The sequence below is a fragment of the Halobacillus litoralis genome (assembly GCF_009856415.1).
GTDB lineage: Bacteria > Bacillota > Bacilli > Bacillales > Halobacillaceae > Halobacillus > Halobacillus litoralis_C.
The window spans coordinates 25814-42913 of record NZ_WMEZ01000001.1 but is presented as its reverse complement, the minus strand read 5'-3'; the positions used below and the strand labels follow the sequence as shown (position 1 = coordinate 42913).

The 17100-nt window shown below is 42.1% G+C and carries 20 protein-coding genes and 1 other annotated feature; of the genes, 7 read left to right on the top strand and 13 right to left on the bottom strand.

The annotated features are described in order from the left end of the window. Positions 1–48: 48 nt before the first annotated feature. The 7 genes from GLV98_RS00205 to sigK all read left to right on the top strand — a co-directional run bounded on the left by GLV98_RS00205 (position 49) and on the right by sigK (position 6218). On the top strand, positions 49–2385 hold the full coding sequence (locus GLV98_RS00205) for a Na+/H+ antiporter subunit A (protein WP_160910925.1): 2337 nt from the start codon (positions 49–51) through the stop codon (positions 2383–2385). Between the two features lie 3 nt (positions 2386–2388). Continuing rightward, complete coding sequence (locus GLV98_RS00200; RefSeq protein WP_089654337.1) at positions 2389–2727, top strand: Na(+)/H(+) antiporter subunit C; 339 nt, start codon at positions 2389–2391, stop codon at positions 2725–2727. Beyond that, positions 2720–4204 carry a Na+/H+ antiporter subunit D gene (locus tag GLV98_RS00195; protein WP_160910922.1) on the top strand — a complete coding sequence of 495 codons (1485 nt, stop codon included), beginning with the start codon at positions 2720–2722 and terminating at the stop codon, positions 4202–4204. The genes GLV98_RS00200 and GLV98_RS00195 overlap by 8 nt, the downstream gene beginning before the upstream one ends. Before the next feature lie 6 nt (positions 4205–4210). Continuing rightward, positions 4211–4687 carry a Na+/H+ antiporter subunit E gene (locus GLV98_RS00190; protein ID WP_160910920.1) on the top strand — a complete coding sequence of 159 codons (477 nt, stop codon included), beginning with the start codon at positions 4211–4213 and terminating at the stop codon, positions 4685–4687. Further along, the gene (locus GLV98_RS00185; protein ID WP_160910910.1) at positions 4688–4999 is read left to right on the top strand and encodes a Na(+)/H(+) antiporter subunit F1; all 312 of its coding nucleotides are present in this window, start codon (positions 4688–4690) and stop codon (positions 4997–4999) included. Then, positions 4980–5366, top strand: a complete 387-nt coding sequence (gene mnhG, locus GLV98_RS00180) for a monovalent cation/H(+) antiporter subunit G (protein WP_160910908.1) — start codon at positions 4980–4982, stop codon at positions 5364–5366. The genes GLV98_RS00185 and mnhG overlap by 20 nt, the downstream gene beginning before the upstream one ends. 138 nt (positions 5367–5504) lie before the next feature. Beyond that, positions 5505–6218 (top strand): RNA polymerase sporulation sigma factor SigK, encoded by a 714-nt coding sequence (sigK, locus tag GLV98_RS00175; protein WP_089654342.1) that lies wholly within the window; start codon positions 5505–5507, stop codon positions 6216–6218. A 44-nt stretch (positions 6219–6262) separates the two neighbouring features. On the opposite strand, the gene GLV98_RS00170 is transcribed toward sigK, so the two are convergent. The 13 genes from GLV98_RS00170 to GLV98_RS19925 all read right to left on the bottom strand — a co-directional run bounded on the left by GLV98_RS00170 (position 6263) and on the right by GLV98_RS19925 (position 17063). Beyond that, positions 6263–6490, bottom strand: coding sequence for a YrhC family protein (locus GLV98_RS00170; RefSeq protein ID WP_160910906.1), 228 nt, complete (start codon positions 6488–6490; stop codon positions 6263–6265). Between the two features lie 64 nt (positions 6491–6554). Further along, positions 6555–7247 (bottom strand): 5'-methylthioadenosine/S-adenosylhomocysteine nucleosidase, encoded by a 693-nt coding sequence (mtnN, locus tag GLV98_RS00165; RefSeq protein WP_160910904.1) that lies wholly within the window; start codon positions 7245–7247, stop codon positions 6555–6557. Positions 7248–7263: 16 nt separating this feature from the next. Continuing rightward, entirely contained in the window at positions 7264–7965 is a 702-nt protein-coding gene (locus GLV98_RS00160) for a YrrS family protein (RefSeq protein ID WP_160910902.1), read from the bottom strand. A 460-nt stretch (positions 7966–8425) separates the two neighbouring features. Then, positions 8426–8902 (bottom strand): transcription elongation factor GreA, encoded by a 477-nt coding sequence (gene greA / locus GLV98_RS00155; protein WP_160910900.1) that lies wholly within the window; start codon positions 8900–8902, stop codon positions 8426–8428. A gap of 162 nt (positions 8903–9064) precedes the next feature. Continuing rightward, complete coding sequence (gene udk / locus GLV98_RS00150; RefSeq protein ID WP_160910897.1) at positions 9065–9718, bottom strand: uridine kinase; 654 nt, start codon at positions 9716–9718, stop codon at positions 9065–9067. Positions 9719–9757: 39 nt separating this feature from the next. Further along, the gene (locus GLV98_RS00145; RefSeq protein ID WP_202409896.1) at positions 9758–10342 is read right to left on the bottom strand and encodes an O-methyltransferase; all 585 of its coding nucleotides are present in this window, start codon (positions 10340–10342) and stop codon (positions 9758–9760) included. A 168-nt stretch (positions 10343–10510) separates the two neighbouring features. Beyond that, on the bottom strand, positions 10511–11635 hold the full coding sequence (gene mltG, locus GLV98_RS00140; RefSeq protein ID WP_202409865.1) for an endolytic transglycosylase MltG: 1125 nt from the start codon (positions 11633–11635) through the stop codon (positions 10511–10513). Positions 11636–11780: 145 nt separating this feature from the next. Next, positions 11781–12065 carry a DUF1292 domain-containing protein gene (locus GLV98_RS00135; protein WP_089652614.1) on the bottom strand — a complete coding sequence of 95 codons (285 nt, stop codon included), beginning with the start codon at positions 12063–12065 and terminating at the stop codon, positions 11781–11783. Positions 12066–12079: 14 nt separating this feature from the next. Further along, positions 12080–12496, bottom strand: coding sequence for a Holliday junction resolvase RuvX (gene ruvX / locus GLV98_RS00130; protein ID WP_160910890.1), 417 nt, complete (start codon positions 12494–12496; stop codon positions 12080–12082). Then, positions 12493–12765 carry an IreB family regulatory phosphoprotein gene (locus tag GLV98_RS00125; protein WP_115822523.1) on the bottom strand — a complete coding sequence of 91 codons (273 nt, stop codon included), beginning with the start codon at positions 12763–12765 and terminating at the stop codon, positions 12493–12495. The genes ruvX and GLV98_RS00125 overlap by 4 nt, the downstream gene beginning before the upstream one ends. 63 nt (positions 12766–12828) lie before the next feature. Further along, complete coding sequence (gene alaS, locus GLV98_RS00120; RefSeq protein ID WP_160910888.1) at positions 12829–15465, bottom strand: alanine--tRNA ligase; 2637 nt, start codon at positions 15463–15465, stop codon at positions 12829–12831. Positions 15466–15553: 88 nt separating this feature from the next. Continuing rightward, positions 15554–15767 (bottom strand) — a binding site (T-box leader). A 45-nt stretch (positions 15768–15812) separates the two neighbouring features. Next, entirely contained in the window at positions 15813–16880 is a 1068-nt protein-coding gene (locus GLV98_RS00115; protein ID WP_160910885.1) for an AI-2E family transporter, read from the bottom strand. A gap of 6 nt (positions 16881–16886) precedes the next feature. Further along, positions 16887–17063 carry a hypothetical protein gene (locus tag GLV98_RS19925; protein ID WP_089652618.1) on the bottom strand — a complete coding sequence of 59 codons (177 nt, stop codon included), beginning with the start codon at positions 17061–17063 and terminating at the stop codon, positions 16887–16889. Positions 17064–17100: the final 37 nt, after the last annotated feature.

Here is a 17100-nt window from a genome sequence, read left to right as displayed (position 1 = left end):
ATCCAATTGAAAATAGAGAAAAGTTACGTCAAAGGAGGAACATACCACATGTTGGTGGCTGTATTATTGCCCTTTATCATTGCTATCCTTATTCCATTGTTAAGTAAATGGAAAGAAAAGATTCACACAGGATTTTTCGTCACAATTGTACCTGTGTTGATTTTTATTTATTTTGCGAGCTTTCTAGGTACTGGTTTCGAACCGGTCGTCCATGAGTACTCCTGGATCCCATCCCTGGATATGAATATGGTCTTCCATCTGGATGGACTGAGTTTACTTTTTGTTTTATTAATTAGCGGAATCGGCGCCCTAGTTGCCTTTTATTCGGTTTTTTACCTACATAAATCCGAGCAACTGGGACATTTTTATGTGTACTTCCTCATCTTTATGGGCTCAATGTTAGGAGTAGTATTATCTGATAACGTTTTTGCCCTTTATACCTTCTGGGAGTTCACGTCCCTATCATCTTTCTTATTGATCGGATTTTGGAACTATAAGAAAGAGTCTAGATACGGTGCATTAAAATCGATGCTCATCACTGTCTTTGGCGGATTGAGCCTTTTAGGTGCCCTGATTTTCATGAGTGTGCTTACAAATACGTCAAGCATACGAGGAATGATTGAACAGCAACAATTAATTCTTAACAGCGAATTTTTCCCGTTGATCCTGATTCTATTATTGTTGGGTGCTTTCACGAAGTCTGCTCAGTTTCCTTTCCACATCTGGCTGCCAGATGCTATGGAAGCTCCAACTCCGGTCAGTGCTTATTTACACTCAGCAACAATGGTGAAAGCCGGCATCTATCTGGTTGCCCGGTATTCCCCAATGCTTTCTGCAAATGAATGGTTCTTTATCATTGTATCGATTGCAGGTATTGTCACATTATGCTGGGGATCTTATATGGCAGTAAGGCAAACAGACTTGAAAGGTATTCTGGCTTTCTCCACAATCAGTCAGCTTGGAATGATTATGGCTATGCTCGGATTCGGCACGAAGGCCGCAATCTTTGGGGCTGTTTTCCATATTCTTAACCATGCCACGTTCAAAGGAAGCCTATTTATGGTCGCTGGTATTGTTGATCATGAAGCAGGAACAAGGGACATTCGAAAACTAGGCGGTCTCATGACATTCATGCCTATGACGGCTACACTAGCATTATTTGCCTCGTTCTCTATGGCTGGTGTACCCCTACCATTCTTAAATGGTTTCTATAGTAAAGAAATGTTCTTTGAATCTTCCCTTCATTTAGAAGCAGCAAGCACCGGAATCGCCGGGCTGCTTCAAACAGCTGTTCCTTACTTAGCTGTTTTCGGTAGTATATTTACTTTTGTGTACTCTATGTACTTTTTCTTCGGGACCTTCCGTGGTCGTTCACACTTGAGTGAGCTACCAAAAAAACCGCATGAAGCTCCGATTGGTATGCTCATCTCACCTATTGTGCTGGTGGCTGGCGTCATCCTTATAGGGTTGTTCCCGGGGTTGATCAATGAACCTTTCATCGCCCATGCGGCTGAAGCAGTCAAGGGGGCGGCTTTGGAAGGAAAAGAGATATACTTTTGGCATGGGTTTATACCACCATTTATCATGTCACTCACTGTCCTGGTGTTCGGAAGCATTCTTGCTCTATCCAGGAAGGTTTGGGCCCCGGTGTACAACTTCGTTCCAGGGGTTCTAAGCATGAACAAAGTTTATGACGGCACCGTTGATCGAGTGGAACGATATTCTGCTACGATCACTAAAGGATACATGAACGGTTCTCTAGGACGATATGTAAGGTTGATTCTAGCAGCTATTGTTGTCATTTCTTTTGCCTTTATGGCAATGACGGGTGGGTTTACATTGGATACATCCAATGTAGCGGAAATTACGGCTCCCGAAATACTCGTCGCTGTTACGATGGTTATTGCGGCCATAGGTACCGCCCTTACCAATAACCGAATTGCCGCAATCCTTATTCTGGGAGTTGTAGGTTATGGATTATCGATGCTTTTCGTCATATACCGGGCGCCTGACCTAGCTCTTACTCAGTTGATTATAGAAACTGTAACCGTCGCTTTGTTTTTGCTTGTCTTTTATCATTTACCGAAGCTACGTAAAAAAGAAGAACCTGTAAGTACCAAAGTGCTTAACCTCGTCATATCTATAGGTTTTGGTGCGTTGATGACAATGGTAGCCATCTCTTCTCACAGCAGTAAGTTCTTTGAGTCTATTTCTAAGTACTTTACAGACAATTCATACAAGCTTGGCGGAGGAGACAATATCGTAAACGTCATCCTCGTAGATTTTCGTGGTTTAGATACTTTGTTTGAAATTGTTGTACTGGGAATTGCCGCTATGGCAATTTACGGATTGATCCGTTTTAGAAAGAACAAGGAGGAGGAATAATACATGGAAATTATTATGGCCGTTTTAGCCGGCATTCTCTTCACTATGGGTGTCTACAACCTCCTTCAAAAACAATTGTTACGTATTATCATTGGGACAGGCCTCATTTCTCATGGGGCCCACCTCTTCATCCTGACAATGGGAGAGTTGAAAACAGGGGCACCGCCAGTCCTGACTGAAGGAGTAGAAAATTACACGGATCCACTCCCACAGGCATTGATATTAACTTCAATCGTCATCAGTTTCGGTGTTACAAGTCTACTACTTGTATTAGCTTATCGTGCTGCAAAAATTAACGGCACCGATAATATGGAGCAATTAAGGGGTAACGATTATGAGTAATTTAGCTGTATTACCTATTCTGATGCCTTTAATCGCAGGCATCATTGTAGCTTTCATTCACAATAAGATAACGATTGTAAGAAATGTATCCAAAGTGTTTGCGGTGCTGAATCTCCTCATCACAGGGTACGTTTTCATGCAAGTGAGAGATAACGGGAACATTGTTCTTGAAATGGGTAGCTGGGAGGCTCCTTTCGGCATCGTACTTGTCGCTGACCTCCTCGCAATGACGTTGGTTCTGACGACAAACATCATTGCTGTAGCCAGTGTTTTCTTTGCACCTCAGTCCTTATCAAAAAAAGAAGAGTCTTTTTACTTCTACACATTCTTTTTCCTTTTGATCTCCGGAGTGAGCGGTGCATTTCTAACCGGTGATTTCTTCAACCTTTTCGTATTTTTTGAAGTGCTTTTGATGGCTTCCTATGGATTGATCGTACTTGGGAACGGTAAAGCACAACTTAGGGAATCACTCAAATATGTATTGATCAACTTGTTTTCTTCCATGCTGTTCGTCACAACCATCGCTTTTCTTTATTCGGTGGTAGGAACTGTCAATATGGCACAAGCTGCTCAACGTGTCCAGGAAGTGGATCAGCAAGGAATTCTAACGACGATTGCCATTTTGTTCTTCTTTGTTTTTGCAACAAAAGCGGCGGTCTTTCCTCTTTATTATTGGCTGCCACGACCGTATATATCTCCAAACCCTGTCGTCTCTGCTTTATTCGGAGCCCTATTGACGAAAGTAGGAATCTATTCGATCTTGCGGACATTCACTTTGGTTTTCAATCACGAGGTCGGTTTGACACATACCTTGTTCATATATCTAGCAGCCCTGACTATGATTTTTGGAGTTGTTGGCGCTCTATCAACGAACAATATTAAGCTGATTGTTGCGTATAACATCATTCCAGCTGTGGGCTTTATGCTTATGGGGATCGGGATCTTTACAGAGGTATCCATTAGTGGAACCATTTATTACCTTGTTCATGATATGGTAATTAAAGGTGCTCTCTTCATCCTGGTCGGAGCAACTGCTTATGTAGCAGGAACATCTGACCTACGAAAAATGGGTGGATTGATTCATCATTACCCCGTTCTCGGATGGCTCATGTTTCTGGCATCCTTGGTATTGGCAGGCATACCACCATTCAGTGGCTTTATAGGGAAACTATTACTATTACGCGGTGGATTAGGAGAAGAGGAAATTTTCATTGTCATCACCGCTCTTATTTCAAGTCTACTCATTTTATTCTCGATGATTAGAATTTTCATTAGAGGGTTTTGGGGAGAAAAAATGGATATTCCTGTACCTGAGCGGGAAAAGACAGGGAAACGAATGGCCCTTCCTGCAGCCGGCCTTCTTACAGTTTCCATTCTCCTCGGTGTAGGTGCTGAATCGTTTTTCCCGACAATAGAAACCATCTCTCAATATATGATGGATCCAGAACTCTATATTGATTCTGTGTTAAAGGAGTAGAAGCGAATGCCTTTACAAATCTTACTGAACATCATCATCGCTATGATGTGGATGTTCCTGAGTGAAACATACAATTTCACAACCTTCTTTGTCGGTTATATCTTAGGAATCATACTACTCTTCGTCCTGCAGCGTTTTGTACCAGATTCATTCTATATGAAACGGGCGTGGAAATTTTTCCTTCTCATTCTTTTGTTTATACGAGAGCTTGTCTTATCCAATATCGACATCGTCAAGCATGTCTATAAGCCAAAAATGGATATGCAGCCAGGAATATTCGCACTTCCGATTGATGTAAAAACAAACTTTGAAATCACTCTTCTCGCCAACTTAATTTCACTGACTCCCGGGACCTTATCTGTCGTAGTAAGTGAAGATCATACGAAGATCTTCATCCACGCGATGGATATGCCGGATGTGCAGGAATCCGTGAGCGAAATTAAAAATTCATTTGAAAAGCGTATCATGGAGGTGACCCGTTAAATGGAAGACATCCTTGATGTGACACAAACATTGATACAAATATCAGCTACCATTGCTGTTATAGCTGTTGCTATCTCCGTGATCCTCCTTTTGTATCGTGCAATCCTCGGCCCAACAAATCCGGACCGTGCGGTGGCCCTTGATATCATTGGAATAAATCTCATGGCCTTAGCAGGACTAATCGCCATCCTGCTCGTAACCACAAGGTTTAATGACGTCGTCCTACTGATTGGTATTCTACTCTTCATCGGTACGGTCGCACTGGCGAAATTCTTAGAAAAGGGTGTTATCATTGAGCGGGACATGGATTAATTTAATTTTTGACATCACTATATGTCTGTCTCTATTGATCGGTGCCTTTTTCCTTATCTCTGGTTCCATAGGGATTTTGCGTTTTCCTGATGTGTACACACGACTTCATGCGGCGACAAAAAGTTCAACCCTTGGAGTGTCAGGAATTATGATCGGTGCATTTCTATTCCACTACGTAGAACATGACATCGTAAGTGGTAAACTGCTTCTTGGAATATTTTTCGTCCTGTTGACCGCGCCGGTCTCCGGACATATGATCTCAAGAGCGGCTTATCGTGCCGGCGTACCTCTTTGGGAAAAGAGTGTAAAGGATGAATACGCAGAAGTTCTAAAAGAAGAGCAGAAGCGACAAGCATCAGATTCATAAAACGACATGCCTCCATTCTGATGGGGGCATTTTTTTACCTTTATGAACATTATTTTTAACCACAGACAAGCACAGACGACTTCTCAAGGACATAAGTATGTTGTAGGCATTTGCCTAATCCTTGAGGAGGTGCGTCCTATGAGCAGTCTCATCGCTTCCATCCTTTATTTTTTCAAAGAGTCTCTCTTCTTCATGTCTTATGTAAAAAACCAGGCTTTTCCGAATCCCCTGCCTCCAGAAGAAGAAGCCAAACAGCTTCAATTAATGGCAGAAGGTAGTCATGAAGCCAGAAACAAACTGATTGAACACAATTTGCGACTTGTCGCACACATTGTGAAAAAGTTTGAAAACACGAAAGAAGACTTTGAAGACCTTATTTCTATTGGGACAATCGGATTGATCAAAGGAATTGAAAGTTATTCAACAGGAAAAGGGACGAAACTTGCCACGTATGCCGCACGCTGCATTGAGAACGAAATTCTCATGCACCTCAGGTCTACGAAGAAAATGAGTAAGGACATTTCACTGCAAGATCCGATCGGGCATGACAAAGAAGGAAACGAATTGAACCTTCTTGATATTCTACAGGCGGATGTCACTGATATTGTGGAGGAAATCCAACTTCATATGGAATTGGAGAAAATCAAGGATTTCATCACTGTGTTAGATGAGCGGGAAAAAGAAGTCATTATTTTCCGATATGGACTGAATCAGACGGAAGAGAAAACGCAGCGGGAAATTGCCAAAGAACTTGGAATATCGAGGAGTTATGTATCAAGAATTGAAAAGCGTGCGTTAATGAAGATTTTTCATGAGTTCTATAAACAGAGCAAACAAGGGAAAAATGGATAAAAAACAGCCACTACCATCTTATAAGAATGGAGTGGCTGTTTCATTCAGTCCTCTATGAGTTGTTGTTTCCATTTTCTAATTTTTAATGTCATGATGAATGCTGTCATAAGGGCTATGCCGATGACAGGGTACAAAAACAAGTAAGATTTTGTACCATATTCATAAAGGCTGATCAATGTACCTATATAAAGATAAGTGCTCATGATTAAGAGCGTCATCACGAACCGTTTAAAATCCATTACTTTTTTCTTTAACCATTGGGAAGTATCCAATACAGTCCACCTCCTACTATGAAATCTTAACATATGAGAATCATAGTGTCGGTGGAAATGATTGTTATTCGTAATTTTTCACCATTTCCATGATCATGACAGCTGCATTTTCGGCAGCTTTCGGTAAAAATTGATCAAATGAAATAGACGATTCTTTACCAGCGATATCGGACAACGCCCGAATGACTACAAATGGTGTTCCGTACTTATAACAAACCTGGGCGATCGCAGCGGCTTCCATCTCTGCTGCAATCATCTCAGGAAACTTACCTCGAACAAAATCTACCCTGGATTCCTCTTGCATAAAGGAATCACCTGTAGCGATGATGCCTTTCGCTGCTTTAGCATCTGTCTTCTCGACAGCATCCATCGCTTGTTTAACAAGGTTTTCATCCGCAGCATACATGTCAGGCATCCCTGGGACTTGTCCATATTTATATTCAAAAACCGTCACATCGACATCATGGTGTGTCACTAGGGAAGAAATGACCACATCCCCGACTTCAAGATCTTTGGCAAAACCGCCAGCCGATCCTGTATTGATGACAGCATCAATTTCATACTGCTCATGAAGAATAGTCGTAGCCATGGCTGCATTGACCTTACCAATGCCCGACTTTAATAACACAACTTCCTTCCCGTGCAATAGTCCATCGACAAACAGACTGCCAGCCACCTCTTTCTCTGATGCTATATCCATATTCGCTTTTAGTAATTCAACTTCTTCATCCATAGCTCCAATGATTCCAATAGCCATAACCGAACTTCCTCTCTCAACCGTTTTTATTTTTTAGAATCTCAAGTTTGACTGGTTTATACCCTTGTCCTTCAATCCAGTCAATCTGTACCCTGAGGTATCCTGTCTTATTTTTGTCAGAGACCGTTGCCTTGGCTTTTTGATGATGACCTCTATTACTTACATCCCAATAGATGATATTGTCCTCAGAAAGGCCTACAGCGCTTCTGATTGCCTCTTGTAACTCTTTATAGTCCTGGGAACCTGATTGATAAGTAATCCGATGTTCACCGTTCGTCTCCATTTCTGTCGGAATAACCGGCCAATCCTTTGTGATGACACGTTCTACATTAGGGTCATCACTTTTTTCTATTTTCAATCCTTTTTCGTCTTCGATCGGCTTCAACTCTTCGAATTCTTCAATGGAAACCTGATGCTTATCTGATTGTTCCTCCGTATCTTCACCTTTTTTATCCTTTGCTTCTTTATCTTTTTCCTCACTGTTCTCGTTAGCTTCCGCCTGAGAACCTTCATTCGGACCTTGAGCTTCCTTTGTAACCTCTTCACTTTGTGTATCCTTTGCTTGACCCTTTTGGTCCTCTCCACCGAAGACCAACAATCCAATGAGTAACACCATGAAAACACTGCCTGCCCCTACAAGCCAAGTCAACATCTTCGTACCACGACGTTTTTTCTCATAACGACCTGAGCGGGAATACGGGGATTGTTTGTTTGACATGATTTTCTGCCTCCTTTTTACTCGCCGTTTATTATACATGAAGTTTTGACTGTTACCAATGCTTTCTTTTACCTATCTCATTTCCCGGGCTATATTAAACAATCGCTCCCTTTTCTGGAAGACTCAATTTGGACCATTGTAGAACCGACGAGTGGGAATACGGGGATTGGTCTGGCAATGGCGAGACTCCTGCGGGAAAGAATGATAGGTGAGACCCCGCAAGGCGTAAGCCTGAGGAGGCTCAAGAGATTAGAGGAAGTTCGATTAAGTTCGGCACGTCCTGTGCCAACATCGAACGACCCCACTTCGTGTGCGGCCCCGCGGTAAGTGAGCTATTCCCCGTAGCCCTCATCCACTCAATAAAAGTCTCGAAACTGAGTCTTCAAGAATCCTGCCATGTTCTTTAAGATGAGGAGTATGTAAGCATAAAAAAAGACAGGAGAGACCCTGTCTTTTTTTATTATTCGACTGTGATGATTTTTACGTCGATTTCTCCACCTGGTGTCGCGACTTTGACTTTGTCACCAACAACATGTCCAATCAAGCTTTGAGCCATTGGAGAGTCGTTTGAGATTTTGCCTTCAAATGGATCGGCTTCAGCACTTCCGACAATCGTGTACGTCTCTTCGTCTCCCTCCGGAAGCTCTTGGAACGTTACTGATTTACCCAAAGATACGGTGTCAGGGTTTTCATTATCGTTTTCAATGATGACTGCATTTCGAATCATGTTTTCTACTTGTGTGATTCGTGCTTCTACAAACGCCTGTTCATCTTTAGCTGCATCGTACTCAGAGTTCTCTGATAGGTCACCAAAACCGCGAGCGATTTTGATCCGTTCTACTACTTCTTTGCGTCGCTCTGTTTTTAAATGATGCAATTCTTCTTCTAACTTTTGTTTACCTTCTTCCGTCATATAATAACTTTTTTCTTCTGCCATGGTCCAAATACACTCCTTTAAATACAAGAAAAAATGATGTCCTTAATATAGGAAATGAGCAGTACGACTGTACGCTCATTAAAGATGATTTACTATACTTTACCCGAGGACATTATGTTTTAGAACTACTAGTGAAAACTATGCCAGATTTTTGGTAGTATTTCAACTATTTTCTTTCGTCACTGTTTGTCCTTTTTCGTAAAGGACCGTTTGGATTTTCGTTGCCATAAGATCAATGGCCACGTGGTTTTGTCCACCTTCTGGGATGATAATATCTGAGTATCGTTTGGTTGGTTCTACGAATTGTAAATGCATAGGACGTACAACATTAATATATTGTTCGATGACAGAGTCGAGCGAACGGCCTCTCTCATTAATATCTCTCATTAATCTACGGATAATTCTTACATCTGCATCTGTATCTACAAAAACTTTAATATCCATGAGATCTCTGAGGCGTTCGTCTTCTAAAACAAGAATACCCTCAACGATAATCACTTCTTTCGGTTCAACATGAATGGTTTCATCTGAGCGGGTATGCATCTTATAATCATAGACCGGTTTTTCTACAGACTTTTGTTCAAGCAATTGCTCTAAATGCTCAATGAGAAGATCATTATCGAAAGCTAGAGGGTGATCGTAGTTTGTTTGTAACCGTTCCTCGAATGGCACATCACTTTGATCTTTATAATAATAATCTTGTTCTAGCATTAATAAGGTCTTATCTGTAAAGCGCTGGATGATCGAACGAGTCACACTCGTTTTGCCTGATCCTGATCCTCCCGCTACTCCAATCACTACTGGTTTATCACTCATGCTCCTGGGTGCTCCTTTCATCCATTCCAATCTTATCTATCATTGCTTTTGTGTTTCCTTCTTTTTCGTTATAGCAACTCCGTCTCCAATTGGGACAATGGTTGTATAGTAATCAGGATGTTGGAAAAGCCATTCATTAAATCTCCTGATTTTATTAGCGATCTTCGCCATTCTTGGGGTTGCTTCTGAGTCATCAGCAACAAAACCCTTAAATAGAACATTGTCAGAAAGAATGACGCCTGTGTCGGATACCATCGGGGAATACATATGGAAAAATTCTTCATATTTCCCTTTGGCTGCATCGATAAATAATAAATCAAACGGGCCTTCTTTTTCAATGGTAGATGCTACCTCTAGGGCATCTCCGTGTATGACATGAATCCGTTCCTCGGCATTCATATCCTTAATATTTTTCAAGGCATCTTTGTACCGCTGTTCGTCACGTTCGACTGTTGTTATTTGACTACCTGGGCAGGCTTCCAGCATTCGAAGGGCTGAGTAACCAATAGCTGTACCGATCTCCAGGATATTTTTAGGTTGTTGGATCCTGAGAAGCTGCATGAGAAAATCAATCCCCAACGGTTCCATGATTGGTACTCGCTGCTCTTCTGCATCGGATTCCATTTTCTTTACAGCTTTGGAAGGCTTTGAAAGCAATGACTGTAAATATTTTTCTTGATTCACCGAGTTTCACCCTTCCCACCATTTTTACATCCGGTTTACAACCCCATTATTTTAACATAAAAAAAAGAAGGAATGCGAGTATCTTTTTGCATTCCTTCTAAAAACATGTTAATTAATATATTCACTTTTCAGTTGGTTATGTTCTTCAAGGGAACTGGCGTAATGAATCTCTCCGCTACTATCAGCAAGGAAATAGTAGTAATCATGCTCCTTCGGTTTAGCAGCTGCTTGTAGAGAGTTCTCATTGAAGTTTGAAATCGGCCCAACCGGCAGTCCGGTTATATAATAGGTGTTGTATGGGGATTCGATTTCCAGATCTTCATACAGGACTCGGTCTTTATGCTCTCCGTGGGCGTAAAGCACGGTCGGATCTGTTTGAAGCTTCATATCTTCAACCAGACGGTTTTGGAACACGCCGGAAATCATTTGACGACTTTCTGGTGTTCGAGCTTCATTTTCCAGAAGGGAGGCCATTGTAACGAGATCATGAACATTTTCAATTCCTTCAACGTTTCCCAGCTGGTTGACATATGGTAGCACAACCGCTTTGGTTTTATCCAGCATTTTCTTCACGATCTGATCGATGGTTGGATCCTCGACATAGACGTCATAAGTCGCAGCAAACAAATACCCTTCTAAGGGGTGGCGGATATCTTCGTTCAGTATATCCTCTGTTAGCAGCTGAGGATATTCAGACATCTTTTCTTTCACATAGGATTCATCATCCACTTTTTCCATGAATTCTTCCTTAGTAAATGGTAAGTCTTCTGCGTAAACCTCTGCAATCTGCTCCAGGTTACGTCCTTCAGGAACCGTCACTTTGTAAACCGATTCTTTCACAAGCTTACCTGTTTTTAACGTCTCAATAATTTCATTTAGCGTCATGGAAGATGTAAATTGATAATTCCCCGCTTGGAAACCCGATTCATTCTTGAATTTTGTATAAAAGCGGAAGATCAAATCGTTTTTGATGACCTCATTCTCTTCGAGAATACCTGCTATCGAAGATGTTGAAGATCCCAAAGGTATCTCGACATTGATCTGTTTATCATTTCCTGGCTCTACAGGCTCTAAAGCAGACTTCACGTAAAGATATCCTGTAACTCCTCCGATCAAAAGAGCAAGGACCAAGACCGTAAGTATGATCGACACTATTTTTCTCACTTTACTCGCTTCCTCTATTCTATTTTTCAATCTTTTTTTATATTGATTTTTAAAGTCAGAATTAGACAACGGACTTCCCCCTTTCATCCGGTTCATTATACTATAAAGTGAAAGAATCTTTCTACATATTCCCTTAATTTTCTACAAGGATGAATGAGTCTATTGCCTCAGATCATAATAAAAGCCTGCAGCTGATCGCTGCAGGCGGAAAGAATCACGTTAAATCTTCATCTGTCAACGTGTTCAACATTTCTTCGACCATTTCCCATTCATCGTCGGATTCGATCTGGAATAGAGCTAGGTCATCCTCTTCATTCCCTTTTTCTTCGTAACGGAAGGCGAAGACTTCTACTTCTTCTCCATCCTTTTGTTCAGCAGGGACCACTGCGATATAAGAATGTCCTGTTTGTTCAACATCAAAGGTGAACAACACTTCAAATAAATGCTCTTCCCCATTTTCATCAGGAATGATGATGCGTTCTTCTTTTTCTAGTGCCATATCAAACGTCCTCCTTATTGTTTCGAATCCAGATAACTTTGCAAAATCATGACAGCAGCCATTTTATCAATGACTTTCTTCCGTTTTTTCCTGCTGACATCTGCATCCAGCAGCACGCGTTCGGCTGCCATTGTTGTTAAGCGTTCATCCCAAAGGTGTGTTTGGAGATGAAATTCTTCTTCTAGCCATGTAGCGAAAGTCTGACTCGCTTCTCCTCGTGGGCCGACCGTACCATTCATATTCTTCGGAAACCCTACGACAGCTTCCGTCACGTCATGGTCACGGATGACTTCTCTTAGCGGTTCTTTCGCCGTATTGTAGTCCTGTTCGTCCCAACGGAGTGTGGTGAGGCCCTGAGCCGTCCAGCCGAAAGCATCCGATATAGCGATGCCTATCGTTTTTTCGCCAACATCCAAACCTATTTTTTTCATTCAATGCCCTCTTTATTCTCTTTGATGTAAGATTTAACCAGCTCTTCAATCAACTCATCACGCTCAATTTTGCGGATCAAGTTTCTGGCATCCTGATGACGAGGAATGTATGCAGGGTCGCCTGATAGCAAATATCCGACAATCTGGTTGATCGGATTGTACCCTTTCTCTTGTAATGCTCCGTAAACAGATAGAAGTACGGATTGGACATCTTGATCAAACGGTTCTTCAGAGAAGTTGAACCTCATCGTTTTATCCATTGAACTCATTACATTCACCTCGCACTTTGTAGTATTTACTCTATTATATACCTAATTCTTCTATAGGAAAAACTAGGCGTTTTGACTTGCATATTCTTTTGCATATTCGAGTGCTTCTGGAATTTTAGAAGCGTCTTTACCACCCGCTTGGGCCATGTCTGGACGGCCGCCACCGCCGCCACCACACCGGGTCGCTGCCTCTTTGATCAATTGACCCGCATGATATCCTTTTTCTACTAAGTCCTTCGATACTCCTGCAATCAATTGAACTTTATCTCCATTTGGAGCGGCTAGAAGGATCATTCCTGAGTCAAGTTTTTGCTTCAGATCATCAACCATCGTCCTGAGAGCATTCATATCTTTGACATCTACTTGCTTAGCAAGAACCTTCACACCATTGACTTCCTCCACTTCATCCAGAATATTGGAGGCTTCCATGTTTGATAATTTAGCACTTAGCGATTCATTTTCTTTTTGAAGGTCTTTCATTTCTTTATGAAGGACTTCAATTCGTTCTGGAACCTGCTCAGGCTTCGTCTTCAATTGCTCCCCAGCTTTTTTCAGCAACGCTTCTTTGCCATTCATATACAAATAAGCGTCCTTAGCTGTCACAGCCTCGATTCTTCTCGTGCCAGCGCCAATTCCAGACTCTGAAATAATCTTGAATAAGCCGATTTCTGCTGTATTCATGACATGACAACCTCCGCAAAGCTCAAGGCTGTATTCGCCGACCTGGACGACTCTAACCGTGTCACCATATTTTTCACCGAACAACGCCATCGCGCCCTTAGCTTTTGCTTCTTCAATAGAATTAAGCTCGATGGAGACCGGAATAGACTGCCAAACTTTCTCATTGACGATAGCCTCTATTTTCTCCATTTCTTCGTTCGTTACAAAACCGAAGTGAGAAAAGTCAAAACGAAGGCGATCTGGAGCTACAAGAGAACCAGCTTGATTGACATGTTCACCGAGGACATCTTTTAAAGCTTGATGCAGAAGGTGTGTCGCCGTATGGTTCTTAACAATAAAGGACCGTCCACTTTGATTGACTTCTGCCTTCACTGTGGCTCCTTTTTCAATGGAACCTTGTTTAACGACTGCTTCATGCATATGCTGACCATTCGGTGCTTTTTGAACATTGGTAACTTCAACTACTGCGGATTCCGTTCTTAGAAAACCGCGATCGGCCATTTGACCGCCACTTTCGGCGTAGAATGGTGTTTGGGATAGGAAAAGGTAAATGGTGTCGCCCTCTTCTGCATATCCACTGAAATCTTTTCCTTTAATCAATTCTACGATTTCCGTTTCGACTTGAAGTGTGTCATAGCCAATGAATTCACTTTCGACGTGAACGTCACCGAGTACTCCATCCTGGACTTGCATGGAATCCGTCTTTTGACGAGCACTCCGTGCGCGCTCCCGTTGCTTTTGCATTTCGTTTTGGAAACCTTCTTCATCAATGGTGAATCCGGCTTCTGCTACGTACTCTTCTGTCAATTCTTTCGGGAAACCATACGTATCATACAAACGGAAAACTTCTGTTCCAGGGAACACATTGCTTCCTTTCTCTGTTTCCTGTTTGATGATGCTGGAAAGAATCTGTAGCCCATCATTCAATGTTTCATGGAAACGGGCTTCTTCTGTCTGAATGACGTTTTGAATGAAAGCTTCTTTTTCCTTCACTTCAGGATAGAAGTCGACCATGATTTTAGAGACTTCAGGAACTAGTTTATACATGAACGGTTTATCAATCCCGATCTGCTTTGCAAAACGTACAGCTCGACGCAACAGACGACGCAAGACGTAACCACGACCTTCATTCGAAGGCAGGGCTCCGTCACTGACAGCGAATGTCACGGTTCTCATATGGTCTGCAATTACTTTGAAGGAAGCATCTGTATCGAAGCTATCTCCATAATTTTTATCAGCCATTTTTTCCGTTGCTTCAATGATGGGAAGGAATAGATCTGTCTCAAAGTTCGTTTCCGTTTCTTGAATGACGCAGACAATACGCTCAAGCCCCATCCCTGTATCAATGTTTTTCTTAGGAAGTGGTGTATAAGTATCGTCAGGGTTGTGATTGAACTGGGAGAAAACAAGGTTCCATATTTCCAAATAGCGTTCATTTTCCCCGCCTGGGTAAAGTTCTGGATCATTCAAGTCATTTCCGTATTTTTCTCCACGGTCATAAAAGATTTCTGTGTTCGGGCCACTTGGTCCTTCTCCGATATCCCAGAAATTCTCTTCGATGCGGATGATGCGCTCTTCATCCAGTCCGATTTTATCTTTCCAGATTTGGTATGCTTCATCATCTTCCGGGTGCACGGTTACAGATAACCTTTCTGGGTCGAACCCGATCCATTGATCACTCGTAAGGAATTCCCATCCCCATTCCATGGCTTCTTCCTTGAAGTAATCTCCAATAGAAAAATTACCGAGCATTTCAAAGAAAGTGTGGTGTCTGGCCGTAAATCCTACATTTTCGATATCATTTGTACGGATTGATTTTTGTGCATTCACAATTCTCGGGTTTTCCGGAATGACGCGACCATCGAAATATTTTTTTAATGTTGCCACACCACTATTGATCCATAGAAGTGTAGGATCTTCGTGGGGGACGAGTGACGCACTAGGTTCTACGCTGTGTCCCTTTTCTTTAAAGAAGTCAAGAAACATTTGACGGACTTCCGCTGATGTTAATGATTTCATTTTCAATAACCTCCTCAGTTTCATGGATATTATAGAGACCGTTCCGGACGAAGAAGGAACAAAAAAACCCCGTCCCTGCCTTTAGATCGGCAGGGACGGGGTTTTGTTTCCGCGGTACCACCCTGGTTATAGACCATACACGGTCTATCAGCTTGAATGCCTGTAACGGGGCATGACCCCGGCGGGAATTAACCGCACTCCGGAATAGCTTTCAACAACCTCCATGCAATGCGTTTTTCAGCCTGGAACGCACCTCTCTGCTCATGAAAGAATCGCCTACTTTTTTCCTTCATTGTGTTCTTTCGTCCTTATAGTCTTTGCTAAGCGTAATTATAGATAACTGGCGTTCATCTGTCAATGTTTAACCTTCCTGTACGGATTTCAGCCGCTACAACTTTAAAACAAGTCAATACCGGAACGGCCAAAATCAGCCCGGGGATGCCGGCTACTTCTCCACCGATCAGCAACGCCAAGATGATGAACAAAGGGTGAATATGGATGCTCTTCCCCATGATATACGGAGAAAGGAGATTTCCTTCAACCAGTTGAATGACCAGAATGACAGCCAATGTAAATAGGAGTGTATTCACACTGACAGTAAGCGCAACGATAACCGCCGGACCCGCTCCAAGAAGTGGACCGAAGTAGGGAATGATATTGGTCAGACCTGCAATTAACCCTAAGACTAAAGGATATGGAAGGTCAATCAACCAAAATCCTGCGGTAGCTAATACGCCTACAAATAAACTGATCAATAGCTGCCCTCGAATATAGCCCCCTAGAGAGTGATTCAACTCTCTGACCAACCTCTTGGATTCTTCATGCCATTTTGAAGGGAGAATGGACACTAGCGCTTTCCCAATGCTCTTATAATCTTTAAGAAAATAAAAGGTCATGACGGGCACGACAGCTAAAAGAACAATCATGTTAAAGATCCCGCTGAGACCTGCTAGTAGGGCCAGCACTCTCCCGCTTACCCATTCTTCAAAACTTGCAAAACGCGCATCCACTTCATGATGCAGACCATCCGGCAATTTTTCTGTTTGAGCATATAGCTGCTTCGTCCAACCCTGATACGACTCCACCAAATAAGGCAAATGCTCATTTAAAAGCTTCAATTGATCAAGCAAACGTGGAATACCCTTATATAAACCAAAGGCCGTCAACGAAAAAAACAGCACAAATATCACAAGTATACTAATCGTACGAGATAGACCGAGATCCTCAATCACGTGCACGAGTGGTTGCAATAAAAGGGACAACACAAGAGCAAGCAAAAACGGTAACAGCACTTTCCCCAAGACGATGAGGACACCATCATAATAAGGGAACAACCAAGCTAGCAATAAGAGAGAAAGTAAGATGATAAAAAAGATGGTGAATCTCCGCAACCATTTTGAGGAGCGATCACTCATAAATCATCAAGATCCTTGCTGATAAAAAATATCATTTAAAGAACTTAAACTACCATCTTCCTCAATTTGGTTGATATTCATTTTCCCATCTTCAATCGTTAACTCAAGGCAACAGTTCCAACAATAGTATTGTTCGTTACCAATTTTCCCAAGGTTCTTATTATTACAGTTCGGGCATCTCATCGGACATACTCCTTTTTTTACCAAATAGTATGTCCAC

Coding starts and splice junctions, on each gene's coding strand:
- GLV98_RS00205 (WP_160910925.1), top strand. CDS start 49: ATGTTGGTGGCTGTATTATTGCCCTTTATCATTGCTATCCTTATTCCA.
- GLV98_RS00200 (WP_089654337.1), top strand. CDS start 2,389: ATGGAAATTATTATGGCCGTTTTAGCCGGCATTCTCTTCACTATGGGT.
- GLV98_RS00195 (WP_160910922.1), top strand. CDS start 2,720: ATGAGTAATTTAGCTGTATTACCTATTCTGATGCCTTTAATCGCAGGC.
- GLV98_RS00190 (WP_160910920.1), top strand. CDS start 4,211: ATGCCTTTACAAATCTTACTGAACATCATCATCGCTATGATGTGGATG.
- GLV98_RS00185 (WP_160910910.1), top strand. CDS start 4,688: ATGGAAGACATCCTTGATGTGACACAAACATTGATACAAATATCAGCT.
- sigK (WP_089654342.1), top strand. CDS start 5,505: ATGAGCAGTCTCATCGCTTCCATCCTTTATTTTTTCAAAGAGTCTCTC.
- mtnN (WP_160910904.1), bottom strand. CDS start 7,247: ATGGCTATTGGAATCATTGGAGCTATGGATGAAGAAGTTGAATTACTA.
- GLV98_RS00160 (WP_160910902.1), bottom strand. CDS start 7,965: ATGTCAAACAAACAATCCCCGTATTCCCGCTCAGGTCGTTATGAGAAA.
- greA (WP_160910900.1), bottom strand. CDS start 8,902: ATGGCAGAAGAAAAAAGTTATTATATGACGGAAGAAGGTAAACAAAAG.
- udk (WP_160910897.1), bottom strand. CDS start 9,718: ATGAGTGATAAACCAGTAGTGATTGGAGTAGCGGGAGGATCAGGATCA.
- GLV98_RS00145 (WP_202409896.1), bottom strand. CDS start 10,342: ATGGAATCCGATGCAGAAGAGCAGCGAGTACCAATCATGGAACCGTTG.
- GLV98_RS00135 (WP_089652614.1), bottom strand. CDS start 12,065: ATGGCACTAGAAAAAGAAGAACGCATCATCATTCCTGATGAAAATGGG.
- ruvX (WP_160910890.1), bottom strand. CDS start 12,496: ATGAAAAAAATAGGTTTGGATGTTGGCGAAAAAACGATAGGCATCGCT.
- GLV98_RS00125 (WP_115822523.1), bottom strand. CDS start 12,765: ATGAGTTCAATGGATAAAACGATGAGGTTCAACTTCTCTGAAGAACCG.
- alaS (WP_160910888.1), bottom strand. CDS start 15,465: ATGAAATCATTAACATCAGCGGAAGTCCGTCAAATGTTTCTTGACTTC.
- GLV98_RS00115 (WP_160910885.1), bottom strand. CDS start 16,880: ATGAGTGATCGCTCCTCAAAATGGTTGCGGAGATTCACCATCTTTTTT.
- GLV98_RS19925 (WP_089652618.1), bottom strand. CDS start 17,063: ATGAGATGCCCGAACTGTAATAATAAGAACCTTGGGAAAATTGGTAAC.